Annotated in this window: 14 protein-coding genes; 6 read left to right on the forward strand and 8 right to left on the reverse strand. The window is 64.8% G+C overall.

Annotated elements, in window-relative coordinates:
• Nucleotides 1-100: 100 nt before the first annotated feature.
• The 5 genes from queC to SynRS9909_RS13375 are packed head-to-tail and all read left to right on the forward strand — an operon-like array spanning nucleotide 101 to nucleotide 5,310.
• Nucleotides 101-781 (forward strand): 7-cyano-7-deazaguanine synthase QueC, encoded by a 681-nt coding sequence (queC, locus tag SynRS9909_RS13355; protein WP_007101203.1) that lies wholly within the window; start codon nucleotides 101-103, stop codon nucleotides 779-781.
• On the forward strand, nucleotides 778-2,109 hold the full coding sequence (locus SynRS9909_RS13360) for an anthranilate synthase component I family protein (RefSeq protein WP_007101202.1): 1,332 nt from the start codon (nucleotides 778-780) through the stop codon (nucleotides 2,107-2,109). Before queC ends, SynRS9909_RS13360 begins: the two co-directional genes overlap by 4 nt.
• Entirely contained in the window at nucleotides 2,106-2,936 is an 831-nt protein-coding gene (locus tag SynRS9909_RS13365) for an aminotransferase class IV (protein WP_007101201.1), read from the forward strand. Before SynRS9909_RS13360 ends, SynRS9909_RS13365 begins: the two co-directional genes overlap by 4 nt.
• Nucleotides 2,937-2,991: 55 nt before the next feature.
• Nucleotides 2,992-4,554 (forward strand): APC family permease, encoded by a 1,563-nt coding sequence (locus SynRS9909_RS13370; protein WP_007101200.1) that lies wholly within the window; start codon nucleotides 2,992-2,994, stop codon nucleotides 4,552-4,554.
• A 12-nt stretch (nucleotides 4,555-4,566) separates the two neighbouring features.
• Nucleotides 4,567-5,310, forward strand: a complete 744-nt coding sequence (locus SynRS9909_RS13375) for a carbonic anhydrase (RefSeq protein WP_007101199.1) — start codon at nucleotides 4,567-4,569, stop codon at nucleotides 5,308-5,310.
• Between the two features lie 20 nt (nucleotides 5,311-5,330).
• Here SynRS9909_RS13375 and urtE read toward each other — a convergent pair whose 3' ends face one another.
• From urtE to ureE, 8 genes are all read right to left on the reverse strand, one after another.
• Nucleotides 5,331-6,038 (reverse strand): urea ABC transporter ATP-binding subunit UrtE, encoded by a 708-nt coding sequence (urtE, locus tag SynRS9909_RS13380; RefSeq protein ID WP_007101198.1) that lies wholly within the window; start codon nucleotides 6,036-6,038, stop codon nucleotides 5,331-5,333.
• The gene (gene urtD / locus SynRS9909_RS13385; RefSeq protein WP_038001006.1) at nucleotides 6,035-6,796 is read right to left on the reverse strand and encodes an urea ABC transporter ATP-binding protein UrtD; all 762 of its coding nucleotides are present in this window, start codon (nucleotides 6,794-6,796) and stop codon (nucleotides 6,035-6,037) included. The genes urtE and urtD overlap by 4 nt, the downstream gene beginning before the upstream one ends.
• Entirely contained in the window at nucleotides 6,793-7,914 is a 1,122-nt protein-coding gene (urtC, locus tag SynRS9909_RS13390; RefSeq protein ID WP_007101196.1) for an urea ABC transporter permease subunit UrtC, read from the reverse strand. The genes urtD and urtC overlap by 4 nt, the downstream gene beginning before the upstream one ends.
• The gene (gene urtB, locus SynRS9909_RS13395; RefSeq protein WP_007101195.1) at nucleotides 7,915-9,069 is read right to left on the reverse strand and encodes an urea ABC transporter permease subunit UrtB; all 1,155 of its coding nucleotides are present in this window, start codon (nucleotides 9,067-9,069) and stop codon (nucleotides 7,915-7,917) included.
• A 68-nt stretch (nucleotides 9,070-9,137) separates the two neighbouring features.
• Complete coding sequence (gene urtA, locus SynRS9909_RS13400) at nucleotides 9,138-10,436, reverse strand: urea ABC transporter substrate-binding protein (protein WP_038001005.1); 1,299 nt, start codon at nucleotides 10,434-10,436, stop codon at nucleotides 9,138-9,140.
• Between the two features lie 120 nt (nucleotides 10,437-10,556).
• The gene (ureG, locus tag SynRS9909_RS13405; protein WP_007101193.1) at nucleotides 10,557-11,162 is read right to left on the reverse strand and encodes an urease accessory protein UreG; all 606 of its coding nucleotides are present in this window, start codon (nucleotides 11,160-11,162) and stop codon (nucleotides 10,557-10,559) included.
• The gene (locus SynRS9909_RS13410) at nucleotides 11,162-11,869 is read right to left on the reverse strand and encodes an urease accessory protein UreF (protein WP_007101192.1); all 708 of its coding nucleotides are present in this window, start codon (nucleotides 11,867-11,869) and stop codon (nucleotides 11,162-11,164) included. Before SynRS9909_RS13410 ends, ureG begins: the two co-directional genes overlap by 1 nt.
• Nucleotides 11,866-12,351: an urease accessory protein UreE gene (gene ureE / locus SynRS9909_RS13415; RefSeq protein ID WP_007101191.1), complete on the reverse strand. Its 486-nt coding sequence runs from the start codon at nucleotides 12,349-12,351 to the stop codon at nucleotides 11,866-11,868. Before ureE ends, SynRS9909_RS13410 begins: the two co-directional genes overlap by 4 nt.
• Before the next feature lie 107 nt (nucleotides 12,352-12,458).
• On the opposite strand from ureE, the gene SynRS9909_RS13420 reads away from it, so the two are divergent.
• Nucleotides 12,459-13,400, forward strand: a complete 942-nt coding sequence (locus SynRS9909_RS13420) for an urease accessory protein UreD (protein WP_007101190.1) — start codon at nucleotides 12,459-12,461, stop codon at nucleotides 13,398-13,400.
• Nucleotides 13,401-13,465 lie beyond the last annotated feature (65 nt).

Consider the following 13,465-nt stretch of genomic DNA (forward strand, 5'->3'; position numbering starts at 1 on the left):
CGGCAGCCAGCAGGGCCAGACCCTGCAAACCCACACGCTTTGCGCTTGATGCGTGGAAGCAACGTCTGGCCATGACCCCTGCGGCAACAGAATGCCAAGCATGACCGATTCCATCGCGATTGCCCTCCTCTCGGGCGGGCTTGATTCCGCCACCGCCGCCGCCCTGGCCATCGAAGCCGGGCAAAGGGTGATCGGCCTCTCCTTCGACTACGGCCAGCGCCATCGCCGGGAGCTGGAGGCCGCCCGCCATCTGGCCAACAGCCTCGGCCTGGAGGAACACCACACGCTCGCCGTCAACCTGGCCAGCTGGGGTGGCTCCTCACTGACCGACCGCCGCCAGGAGCTGCCCATAGAGGGGGTGCAGCAGGGTGTGATTCCCTCCACCTATGTGCCTGGGCGAAACACCGTGTTCATCGCCATCGGCCTCAGCCTGGCCGAAACCCGTGGGGCTGATCAGCTTGTGCTGGGCGTGAATGCCGTGGATTACTCCGGTTACCCCGACTGCCGACCCGACTATCTGGCCGCTTTTCAAACCCTGGCCAATCTGAGCAGTCGCGCTGGGCTGGAAGGTCGGGGTCCACGACTCTGGGCACCGCTGGTGGAATGGAGCAAACAGCGGATCGTGGAGGAGGCGCTGAGGTTGGGGGTGCCCATTGAGCAGACCTGGAGTTGCTATAGCGGCGGCGCCGTGGCCTGCGGAGTGTGCGACAGCTGCCGGATCCGTGATGAGGCCCTGAGGGCCGCCGGACGTCCCGATCTCTGCAGCCCTGGCACACCATGAGCAGCGGCATGGCCAGCTGCCCCGGGTTGATCCGCAAGGCCTGTCCGTGGCTGGAGCCGGATCTGCTCGCCCAGGCCCTGGCCCGCGACCACGGCGAGGAAGGGCTGATCTGGCTCGATGGCGATGGCAGCGCGCTGGGACGCTGGCTCACCCTGGCGGTACAACCGCTGGAGCAGCATTGTTGCCGCGGCCTTCCGGGCGATCCAGACGCCCGGAACCCGTTTGAGAGCCTGCGCAGGCTGCCCCCGGGCCACTGGACCGGCTGGCTCAGCTACGACGCGGCCGCCTGGCTCGAACCGGGCCAACCCTGGCGACCCGATGCGATGGCCAGCCTCTGGATCGCCCGGCACGACCCGGTGCTGCGCTTCGATCTGCAGCAACAGGAGCTGTGGCTGGAGGGCCTCGATCCCGTTCGTCATGGCGCCATGGCGCACTGGCTGGAGAGCCTGCCTCGCTCCGCTGCATCAGCCCAGGCCCCCGTCCCCGCCCACAGCCCCTGGCAACACCACAGCGATCGCCGTGGCTTCATGGCCGGGGTGCAACACATCCGCGAACTGATCAGCGCCGGCGATCTGTTTCAGGCCAATCTCACCACCTGCAGCAGCACGCAACTGCTGGAGCCGATCAGCAACCTGGCCCTGTTCACACGCCTGCGCCAGCGCTGCCCCGCCCCCTTTGCTGGCCTGGTGGTGGGGGCGGGCGACGCCGCCGGTGAGGCGATTCTGTCGACATCACCCGAGCGGTTCCTCTGCGTGGGGCCCGACGGTTGGGTGGAGACCCGCCCGATCAAAGGCACCCGGCCCAGGCATCCCGATCCGGAACGGGATGCGGATCTGGCGGCGGAGCTGATCTGCAGCAGCAAGGACCGGGCCGAGAACGTGATGATCGTGGACCTGCTGCGCAACGACCTCGGCCGGGTGTGCCGACCGGGGTCGGTGCAGGTGCCGCAACTGGTGGGGCTGGAGAGCTACGCGCGCGTGCATCACCTCACCTCCGTGGTCACCGGTCAACTCCAGGACGGCGCCGACTGGGTGGATCTGCTGGAAGCCTGCTGGCCGGGCGGCTCGATCAGTGGCGCCCCGAAACTGCGCGCCTGCCAGCGCCTCGGCGAACTGGAGCCGGTGGGGCGCGGTCCTTACTGCGGTTCGCTGCTGCGCCTCGATTGGGATGGTCGCCTCGACAGCAACATCCTCATCCGCACCGTGTTGCGCCGCCGCGACCAGCTCCGGGTGCATGCCGGATGCGGCATCGTTGCCGATTCCGATCCAGCCACAGAAGCCGACGAACTGGATTGGAAGCTGCTGCCCCTGCTGGAGGCCCTGGCATGATCAGCTGGTGCAACGGCGCCTGGGGCAGCGACCAGGAGCTGATGCTGCCCCTCAGCGACCGGGGCCTGCAGCTGGCGGACGGCCTGTTTGAAACGGTGCTCGTGCAGGGCGGCCGCCCCAGGCTTCTGGACGCGCACCTGCAGCGCTGGCACACCAGTGCCGCCCAGCTCGGCATGGCGGCACCCCCGAAGGCGGAATGGCTGAAGGGCCTGATCGCAGAAGCGATGGCCCGCAGCGGCATCGGCAGCGGCTGCGGCGCCCTGCGGCTCAACTGGAGCCGAGGGGATGGCCCGGAACGCGGCATCGACCTCCCGCAAGGCGATCCCTCAGCCGACTCCCACCGCTTCTGGTTGAGCCTGCACCCCCACACACCACACTTCAGCGCCGTGGCCGCCTGGATCAGTCGCCATGAACGCCGGAACGCCTCCAGCCGCTTGAGCCGCTGCAAAAGCTTCGCCTACGACCAGGCGATCCAGGCGCGGCGAGAAGCTCAGCAGCAGGGTGCCGATGAGGCCCTGCTGCTGAGCACCTCAGGAGAGCTCTGCTGCGGCAGCACGGCCAATCTGCTGGTGAAACGTGGGGAAGCCTGGTGGACGCCACCCCTCAGCAGCGGCTGTTTGCCGGGGGTAATGCGCGGCCGGGCACTGGCGCTGGGCCTTGCGCGCGAACAACGCCTGGACCCCCAGCCCGATCCCAACGACGCCTGGCTGCTGATCAACAGCCTGGGCTGCCGCCCCCTGCGCAGCGTGGATGGCCAGCCCCTGAACGCCCAGGTGGATGCGCGCGCCCTCTGGACCAGGCTTCTCGATCAGGGCGATCAGGGATGACCCTGTGGCGCGATCCGCCAGTTCTGTCAATCCTGGGAGGACACCAACGACAGCCATGGAACTGAAGCGGGATCTGGGGGTCAGCACCCTCATCCTGGCGGTGGTGACCAGCACGATCGGATCGGGCTGGCTCTTCGCGCCGTATTTCTCCGCCCGCAGCGCCGGGCCAGCCAGTTTGGTGGCCTGGGTCGCCGGTGGCGCCATGGCCTTCGTGCTGGCCCTGGTGTTCGCCGAACTCGGCGCCCTGGTCAACAGCTCCGGTGCCCTGGCCCAGATCCCCATGCTCAGCCATGGCCGCCTTTCCGGCTTCATCGGCGGCTGGAGCGCCTGGATCTCCTATGTGTCCCTCCCCACGATCGAAGTGCTCGCCCTGCTCCAGTACCTGGCCAGCAGCCTGCCCTGGCTCACCCGCGACCAGGGAACCCTGCAGGTGCTCAGCGGCGCCGGTCAACTGGTGGCTGTGGTTCTGCTGGTGCTGTTCACCTGGATCAACCTGGCCGGCGTCAGCCGACTCGCCCACTGGATCGACAGCCTCACGATCTGGAAACTGATCGTGCCGGTGCTGGTGTCGGTGACCCTGATGCTGCTCTCGGGCCACTGGGGCAATCTGGGCGTGAAAGTGACGATGGGGCAAGGTGCCCTGGTGGATGCGATCGGCAGCGGCGGCATTCTCTTCAGCCTGCTGGGCTTCCGTACGGCGATGGATCTGGCCGGCGAAGCGCGCCGCCCCCAGCGCGATGTGCCCCTGGCGATGGGGGTTGGCCTCGGCCTGTGCCTGGTGATCTACCTGATCCTGCAACTGGCCTTCCTCGTGAGCGTGCCCCAGGCCGATCTCCAGAGCGGCTGGACCGCACTGACCCTCACGGCCCATGGCGGCCCGATGGTGGCCCTCGCCCTCGGACTGGGCCTGGGCTGGGTGGCCACCCTGCTGCTGATCGATGCGGTGATCTCACCGGGAGCCACGGCCCTCACCTATGTGGGGGTGTCGGCGCGGGTGAGCTGGATGATGGGGGAGTGCGGCCTGTTGCCGAAAGGACTTGGACGGCTCAACAGCCGCGGCGTTCCCCACTGGGCTCTGATCAGCAGCCTGGTGGTGGGCTCCGCCCTGCTCTGGATCGGGCCGAGCTGGCAGACCGTGGTGAGCTTTCTCACCTCCACCCTGGTGATCGCCCTGGCCATGGGTCCCGTCAGCCTGCTGGCCCTGCGCCGGCAGCTACCGGCGGAACAGCGACCGTTCCGGATTCCCCAGGCCACCCTGCTGTGCAGCATCGCCTTTGTGATGGCGACCTGGGCCACCAGCTGGTGCGGTCGCCAGGCGCTCGAAGGCGCGGTGACCGTGATCCTGATCCCCACCCTGATCTATGCGGTGAACCGCTGGCGCCAGCACCAACCGATCGACCTGCGCTCCGGCCTGTGGTGGGCCCTCTATCTGGGGGTGCTGCTACTCGACATGGAGCTCTTCAGCAATGGGCAGCCGCTGGAACTCCCGGCACTGATGCACATGCTCGTGCTGGCAGGCCTGGCGCTGCTGATCCTGCCCCTGGCGGTGAACAGCGCTCTGCCCGAGATCTCGCGCCATGCCCTCACCAACCTGGGACAAGCCGAGCACGCACCCTGATCCTCAAGACTGATGATCCGCCGCCGCAACGGTTTGCGACTGGATCGACGCACCTTTCTGCTCGGGGCCGGCCTCAGCGGCATCGGCCTGTTGGGGCCAGGGCGCCCCGCCTCGGCCCAGGCGGCCGCGCCGGCCTCACCGCGCAGCTGCCGGCCCGCCGACCCACTCCAGGCCCTGCGCGACGGCAACGCCCGCTTCGCCGCCGCCTGGCAGCAGGCAGACCAGGCCCGCAGCGCCGACGCCCGCGCCCAGCGGATGGCCGCACTCTGGAGTGGGCACTGTTTCGTACCGGCCAGCGTGCTGACACAGGGCCAGGCCCCCTGGGCCACCGTGCTCACCTGCGCCGACTCACGCGTGGCCCCGGAATGGATCTTTGATGCCGCCCCCGCCGACCTGTTTGTGATCCGCAGTGCTGGCAACACCGCCTTCGCTGCTGCGATCGCCTCGGTGGAATTCAGCGTGCTGGAGCTGGCCACACCCCTGGTGATGGTGATGGGCCACAGCGGCTGTGGTGCCGTCACGGCAGCACGCTCAGGCGATGCCGCCACCCCGCTGCTCAAGGAGCTGCTCACGCCGATCGGCGCCGCGATCCGCCCCGATCAGGATCTGGAAGCGGCGATCCAAGCCAATGCCCGCGAGGCGGCCAAGCAGCTCACTGCCCGCAGCACGGTGATTGAGGCTGCCGTCAACAACGGCAACCTCAGGATCGTGGTGGGCTACTTCGACATCGGCAGCGGCACGGTGACGCTGGTCTGACGCGCAGACGCGTCTGACGTTCACACGCAGAGGAAGCGATCCACCACCGCCTGGCTGAGTTCAGCGGTGGGGCCACTGGCGACGATGCCACCCCGTTGCATGGCGTAGTAGCGGTCGGCCTGGCGCACGAAATGCAGATGCTGCTCCACCAGGAGCACGCCGATGCCTGTTTCGGCGATGATGCGCCGCACGGCGGCCTCGATGTCTTGCACGATGTTGGGCTGAATCCCCTCGGTGGGTTCATCGAGCAACAGCAATTTGGGGCGACCGAGCAGGGCACGGGCGATGGCCAGCTGCTGCTGCTGTCCCCCGGAGAGATCCCCACCCTTGCGCGGCAGAAACTCCCGCAGAATCGGGAACAGCTCATACACCAGGGGATCGATCCGGCGGTTGCGCGCCAGGCCACCCGGCAGGGCTTCCATGCCGAGCATCAGGTTCTCCTCCACCGTGAGCTGGGGAATAATCTCCCGCCCCTGGGGCACGTAACCAATCCCGGCCCGAGCCCGTTGGTGGGGCGACAGGCGCTGCAGGGAGCGATCTTCCAACAACAGATCACCGCTGCGGGGTTTCAGCAACCCGATCAACGACTTCAGCAAGGTGGTCTTGCCAACGCCGTTGCGTCCAATCAGGCACACCATCTCTCCGGCCCGCACCGACAGGTCTACATCCCGGAGGATATGGCTCTCGCCGTAATAGGTGTTCAGGCCCTGAATCTCCAGCAGTGTCATGCGTGCTCCTCATCAGCGCTACCCAGATACACCTCGATCACCTTGGGATCGCTCTGAATCACATCCATCGAGCCTTCACAGAGCACATGGCCCTGATGCAGCACCGTGACCGGGCTATCAAGCCGACGGATGAATTCCATGTCGTGTTCAATCACCAGAACGGTGTGATCACCCGCCAGTGACCTGAGCAGATCGGCGGTAAGTTCCGTCTCCTCATCGGTGAGACCCGCCACCGGCTCATCGACCAACAGCAGATCGGGATCCTGTCCCACGAGCATGGCGATCTCCAGCCACTGCTTCTGACCATGCGACAAGGAGCCAGCAGCCTGCTGGGCCCGGCTCTGCAGATTCACGATCGCCATCAACTGGTTGATTGTCTCGTCCTGCGTCGTCGACAACCCAGACATCAGCAAAGGCCAGGGACGCTTCGGACGGCTCACCGCCAAAGCGAGATTCTCATGCACCGTGAGCTGTTCAAACACCCGGGGGCTCTGAAATTTGCGACCGATGCCCAAACGGGCAATGCGGTGTTCGGGCAGTCCCCGCAGGCTGCGCCCCTTGAACAGCACCTCGCCACGGGTTGGCTGCACCTTGCCCGTCATCACATCCAGGAAGGTGGTTTTCCCGGCCCCATTCGGGCCGATCACGGCGCGCAGCTCACCGGGCTTGAGGCAGAGGTTGAGATCATTGAGAGCGAGAAAACCATCAAAACTGACGCTGATCGCCCGCAACTCGATTAGGTGGGTCGAGGCCGTCACGGCTGCACCTCCTCATCACCATCCAGCTCCAAGCGCGGATAGGTGGCCAATCGTCTCGGCACACCGAGCCGGAGCAGGAGATTGCGCGGACCATCGCTGCGCCACCACCCCAGCAGCCCCTGCGGTAACACGGTCACCACCAGGATGAACAGACCACCCTGAATGAACATCCAGGATTCAGGAATCGCTTCACTCACCAGGCTCTTGGCGTAGTTGATCAACACAGCCCCCAACACGGCCCCGAGCAGGGTGCCCCGTCCACCCACGGCGACCCAGATCACCATCTCGATCGAAAAGGGCACCGTCATGTATTGGGGCGACACAATGCCCGATTGCACCGTGTAGAGAGCACCCGACACACCGGCGAGCGCGCCGGCCAAGGCAAACACGATCGTTTTGAACTGGGTCGGGTTGTAGCCCGTGAACCTCAGACGCGATTCGTCGTCGCGAATCGCAATCAGCACATCACCGAAGCGACCACGCACCAACCAGCGCACAAACAACCAGCTCACGATCACCAGAGCAGCCGTGAGCCAGAAAAAGCCCCGCTGCATCCCCTCGGAGCCCACCATCTGACCGAACAGCATGGTGACATCGGTCTTGAGACCGTTGGTGCCATTGATCAGCTTCTGCTGGCCATTGAAGAAATTGAAGAACACCAGCAGGGCCGCCTGGGTGAGGATCGAGAAATACACCCCCTTGATCCGGTTGCGGAACACGAGATAGCCGAGGCCCGCCGCCACCAGCGCAGGAATCAGGGCGATGGCGATGAGCGTGAACAAGGGCGATCGAAAAGGCTCCCAGAACAGGGGCAGCTGATCAACGCCATAGAGACTGAAAAACTCCGGCAACCCATGGGCCGCGTCCGATGCACTGCCGAGCTGCAGAAACATGGCCGCGGCATATCCGCCGAGGGCGAAGAAGATCCCCTGGCCCAGACTGAGCAGACCAGTGAAACCCCAGATCAGGTCAATCCCGAGGGCCACGATCGCCAGGGCCAGATAGCGGCCGAGGAGGTTGAGCCGAAACACGGGCAACACCGATGGCGCCAGCAGCACCGCCACGATCACGACGGCCCAAAGGAGCCATGACCAGGGAAAACGACGACGGGTCATCATTCAGGCCTCCACCATCCGGCCCTTCTGAGGGAAAAGGCCGGCGGGTCGGAACTGCAGGAACACCACAATCAGGGCAAACACCAGCACCCGCGCCATGCTCGTGGTGGCAAAGAACTGCACCGTGGATTCCAGTGGCGTCGGCATGCCGGGCCAGAGCGTGAGCAGACGGCCAGCGCCGATCAGATCGGTGAGCACACCGATGGCCAGGGAAGCGATCACGGTGCCGAGCAGGTTGCCGACACCACCGAGCACCACCACCATGAAGCAGGCCACGATGTAAGACGAGCCCACGTTCGGTCCGACCGAACCCAGCATCGACACCGCCACACCGGCAATGCCTGCCAGACCGGAACCGATGCCGAAGGTGAGCACATCGACGGTGTCGGTGGAAATTCCCAGGCAATCACTCATGGAGCGGTTCTGCGTGACGGCCCGCATGCGCAGACCCCAGACGCTGCGATTGAGAAACCAGGCGATCGCCACCAGGGCCAGAACGGTGATCACGATGATCACCAGACGGGGCACCGGAAAGGTGACATCCATCCACTCGATCCCGCCACGCATCCAGGCCGGTGCCGTGACATCCACGTTGCGCGCATCCGGGCGACCGAGTTTGCGGATGGCTGCGGCCAATCCACCGGCCGACACCACACCAACCAGGGCGCCAAGGGCCCAACTGCCCAGACGAAGCCAACGCGAGGACATTTGCAGCTGCAGCCGCTCCGGCAGCAGTGCCGGCAGCAGAAAACCGATCAGCAGGGCCAGCACCAGTCCGGCGCCGTAGGCGAGGGGCACACTGCGAACAAACTGCTGCAGAATCAGGCTCACCCCCCAAGTGGCGAGCAAGGTCTCCAAAGGGTTGCCGTAAAGACGGCGGATGATTGTGCGCTCCAGCAAAATGCCCACAACGCCGCTCACCACAAAGGCGATCGGCAGAGCAACAATCAAATACATGTCGTAGACGGGTAGCAGCGCTGGCTGCTTGAAAATCAGCTGCACCACATAGGTGGTGTAAGCGCCGAGCATGATCAGCTCACCATGGGCGAGATTGATCACACCCATCAGACCGAACACAATGGCCAGGCCCAGGGCTGCAATCAACAGCACAGAACCAATCGCCAGACCATTGAAGAGGCTTTCAAGAAGAAGCTCCACTGGCAAATGTCAGAGAGTGAAAAAGAAGCGGGAGTGCTGAGCCACTCCCGCAGGGGTCAAGCCAGCGATCAGAGCTTGTATTTCTCGCCCTTGCTGGGGTCGCTCCAGTCGCAGGCGAAGCCTTTGGAGGAAGGATCGAACTGGTTCCAGGCCTGGGGGTCGATCGGGTTATCCGACTGGGCCACAATCTCAAACTGACCTGCCGGAGTGATCTTGCCGATCCGGGCAATCTGCGAGATGTGGTGATTGGGACGCACTTCGATCGGCCCTTGAGGAGCATCAAACTTGACGCCGATCAGAGCTTCCCGTACCTTGTCGTCATCGAAGCTGCCCGCTTTTTCTACCGCCTTCTTCCAGAGATAGACCATGTTGTAGGCCGACTCCTGGGGATCAGCCACCACGGCATCGGGATCATCCGTGAACTTCTTGTAGTTGGCGGCGAAGGTCTTGGATGCCGGCGTATCGATCGACATCATGTAGTTCCAGGCGCCATAGTGGCCCTTGAGGAACTCGGGTCCAATCGTTTTGATTTCCTCCTCGGCAATGGAGTAGCTCATCACGTAATAGCCATTCTCAGGCGTGATGCCAGCATCCTGAATCTGCTTGAAGAAGGCCACGTTCTGGTCGCCATTCAAGGTGTTAATGATCACACCACCATCGGGGAGCGCCTCTTTGATTTTGGCGATGATCGGCGCCACCTCGGTATTGCCGAGAGGCAGATAATCTTCACCCACCACCTTGCCGCCAAGCACGGCCAGCTGCGCTTTGGTGATCGTGTTCGAGGTGCGGGGGAACACGTAATCCGAGCCCACAAGGAAGAAGGGCTTGCCGGCAGCCGGCGACTTCAGATACATGAACTCGGTGGCTGGCTCCGATTGCTGATTCGGAGTCGCACCGGTGTAGAAGATGTTCTTGGAACACTCCTGACCCTCGTATTGAATCGGGTAATAGAGGAAGGCATCCTTTGACTCATACACCGGCAGCATCGCCTTGCGGCTGGCGGAGGTCCAGCCGCCGAAGACAACCGCAACCTTATCGGAATCAATCAGCTTCTTGGATTTTTCGGCAAAGGTGGGCCAATCCGAAGCCCCATCTTCGACAATGTAGTCGATTTTGAATTTCTTGCCATCAACTTCAATGCCACCTGCGGCGTTGATTTCCTCAATCGCCATCTTCTCAGTGTCCACCAAGGTGGTTTCTGAGATGGCCATGGTGCCACTCAGAGAGTGAAGAATGCCCACCTTGACGGAATCGTCAAACTGGCCACTATCCGCCGTTTTTTCACCACCACCACAGGCCGTGACCGACACACCGAGGGAAACAGCTGCGAGCCCGATCAGGAACCGCTTTGACAATGGTTGAGTCATTGTGCTTCTGGAAATTCGTGAGTCGCGCGCTTGTCAAAGCGGCAAAGTCACCCTCCCAGCGCCTGTGCCCAGCACAGGTATCAATGGCAACGCTTTGAGAAGCGCCCGGCGATCATCTCCTCAATTCGGTAGCTGTTGCCACACAAACGCCTCCACCTGATCCAGGCCTTCGCCGCTGTTGAGGTTGGTGAAGCACCAAGGACGCTCACCTCGCATCCGCAAAGTGTCCCGTTCCATCACCTGCAAATCCGCCCCGACCAGCGGCGCCAGATCGATCTTGTTGATCACCAGCAGATCGGAACGGGTGATTCCCGGCCCCCCCTTGCGGGGAATCTTGTCGCCGGCCGCCACATCGATCACATAGAGGCAGAAATCCACCAGCTCCGGGCTGAAACTGGCCGCCAGATTGTCGCCACCGCTTTCCACCATCACGAGATCCAGATCGGGGAACGCCGCCTCCAGCTCCGCCACAGCCGCCCGGTTGATCGAACAGTCCTCCCGGATCGCGGTGTGGGGGCAACCACCGGTTTCCACCCCCCGGATCCGCTCCGGCTCCAGGGCACCGACCCGGGTGAGGAACTGGGCGTCCTCCTGGGTGTAAATGTCGTTGGTGACCACCGCCAGCTGGAGGCGATCACGCAGGCGGCGGCAGAGCGCTTCCACCAGGGCCGTTTTTCCTGAGCCCACCGGCCCGGCAACACCCAACCTCAATTTGCTGCCGGCCATCAGCTTCGGAACAGTCGTGAATACAGCTCAGCATGCAAGAGCTGGGCCATGGAGGCACCCACCCCGGAGCTCCAGAGCTGACGCGGGTCCTGATCCTGCAATGACGCGGCCTGGGCGGCGATCAGGGGCAGCAGCCGGCGCTGCAGCAGCTGGGCCCGGCTGGGGCCCAGGGGCACCAACCGAACGGCGGCGCTGAGCTGATTGGCCACCCAGCTGTAGAGATAGCCCTCGGCCAACTCCAGCGGGCTCAACTCCCAGACCAGCCCCGCCCAGGCGAAGGCTGCCGGATAGGCAAGCGCGGGCTCCACCGTGTCGCCATAAGGCGAGGGCAACGGATGTCCGAGGTCGGCCAGCAACTGCTGCAGGGAGCGACCCATCTGCCGCTGCTGGGCCCGCATCGCCGGCGCCTCCCGCTGGGCCAGCAACCAGCGATCGAGGTCGAGCAGGCGCTGGCGGGCTTCACCATCCCCATCGCCACGGGGCGCCCAATCGCGCCATTGCTGCAAGGCCAGGCGCAACGGCGCCAGGGCAGCGGTGTCGATCCGCACGGCACCATGCTCGAGTTCGGCCCGCAACCAGGCTTCCAACGCCTGCTGATCCGGCAAGGCCCCCTGTTGCTGTTGCTGTTCCAGCCCCTCGGAATAACTGAAGGCGCCCACCGGCAACGCCGGACTGACCAACTGCAGCAGGGCGAGCGATCGGCTCATGACCGGGGGTGAGCATGGGAATGGCCATGGGCCGCCGCATAGGCGCCCCCCTCAGGATGAAAGGGCAGGCAACCGGTTTCCACCTGCAGACCGCGACGCCGCAACATCTCCGCCAGCACCGAATCCTCCAACAAACGCAGCTCCCCGTCCTGCAGTTCCAGGGCGACGTGGCGGTTGCCCAGGTGATAAGCCGCCTGAAGCAGGGCCAACGGCGAGGGCGCCCGCACCACCAGCAGGGGTTCCGGTGCCGCCACCACCTTCACCTCCAGGCTGCGGCAGGCATCGCTGAGCACCTCCCCCGGCTGCAGCGGCTCGGTGCGGGGCAGCTGAAGCAACACCGCACGGCCACAGGCGGTGCGACGCCGTCCGCGCAGGCGAGTGCGCTCCTCGGCACTGAGGGGCAGCAACAAAGCGGAGCCTGCAGCGCCGCCCTCAACGGGCTGACGAGAACAGAGCACCACCAACTCCCCTGCCCCATCCATCGCTGTGCCTTTGCTGTGCGTTGGGATCCAGCCTGCCCAGGGAAGCGGAGCGGCTTTGGTGTGAACCGCTACAGAGTGATCAGTGCGAAGCGGCGCAGGGTGAGGCGATGCAAGCCTTGAAGCAGCCTCTCTCCCAACAAGCTCTCTCCCAACAGCCGACCGAACCGTGGCATGGCCGTTGCGATCTCCATCTGCTGCAGCGCCGGGGCGTCACCATCCATCAGGGCGGCTGCAGCGCACCACTCAAACTGATGCGCGCCGAACGGGGCGCCGATGGTCGCTGCCAACTGCCTCTGCTGCACACCGCCGGAGGCCTGGTGGGTGGCGATGCCCTGACCATCCACCTGGAGGCCGACAGGGGCAGCCGCGGCCTGATCACGAGCGTGGCCGCCCAGAAGGTGTATGGAAGCGTCGGGCGCAGTCGGCTGCATCCCGCCGGCGCCTGGGCCCGGCAGAGCTGCCGCTTCAAGCTGGCGCCCGGCAGCGATCTGGAATGGCTGCCCCAGGAGCTGGTGCTGTTTGACGGCGGGCTCTATGAACAAACCATGCAGGTGGAGCTCGCCCCAGGCGCCTCCTATCTGGGCGGAGAACTGGTGCGCCTGGGCCGCACCGCCGCCGGAGAAACGCTGGGGGCGGGGTGCTGGCGCTCGAACCTGGAGATTCGTCGATCGGATGACAGCGATAGCCGCTGGGAACTGGTGGACCGGCTGGAACTGGGCGGCGATGCCCTCAAGACAGCCCATGGCATGCACCAGCAACCGGTGTTCGGATCACTGGTCTGGGCTGCACCGGAACCATCAGACGCGGACATGCTCGGCGCCTTGCTGACGCAGGGCCGAGAGGCCCGCAACGGCCTGACGGGAACGATGGCCTGCGATGCGCTCGATCAGGGCCTGATCGCCCGATACATCGGCCCATCCAGCCGGGATGCCCGGCTCTGGTTCAGTCGGGTGTGGTGGCTGATCCGCCGGGCGCGGAGGCTGTCGGCGCCGCAATGGCCCCGGGTGTGGCCACTGCAGGAAGACCCGCTGCTGGGCTGGAACCGCTGAGCGACTGCCGAACGGAGCGCTGAAGTGTTCACCACGAACCAGAACGGTGCCGGCCCGCTGCAAAG

This window comes from Synechococcus sp. RS9909 (genome assembly GCF_014279595.1).
Taxonomy (GTDB): domain Bacteria; phylum Cyanobacteriota; class Cyanobacteriia; order PCC-6307; family Cyanobiaceae; genus Synechococcus_C.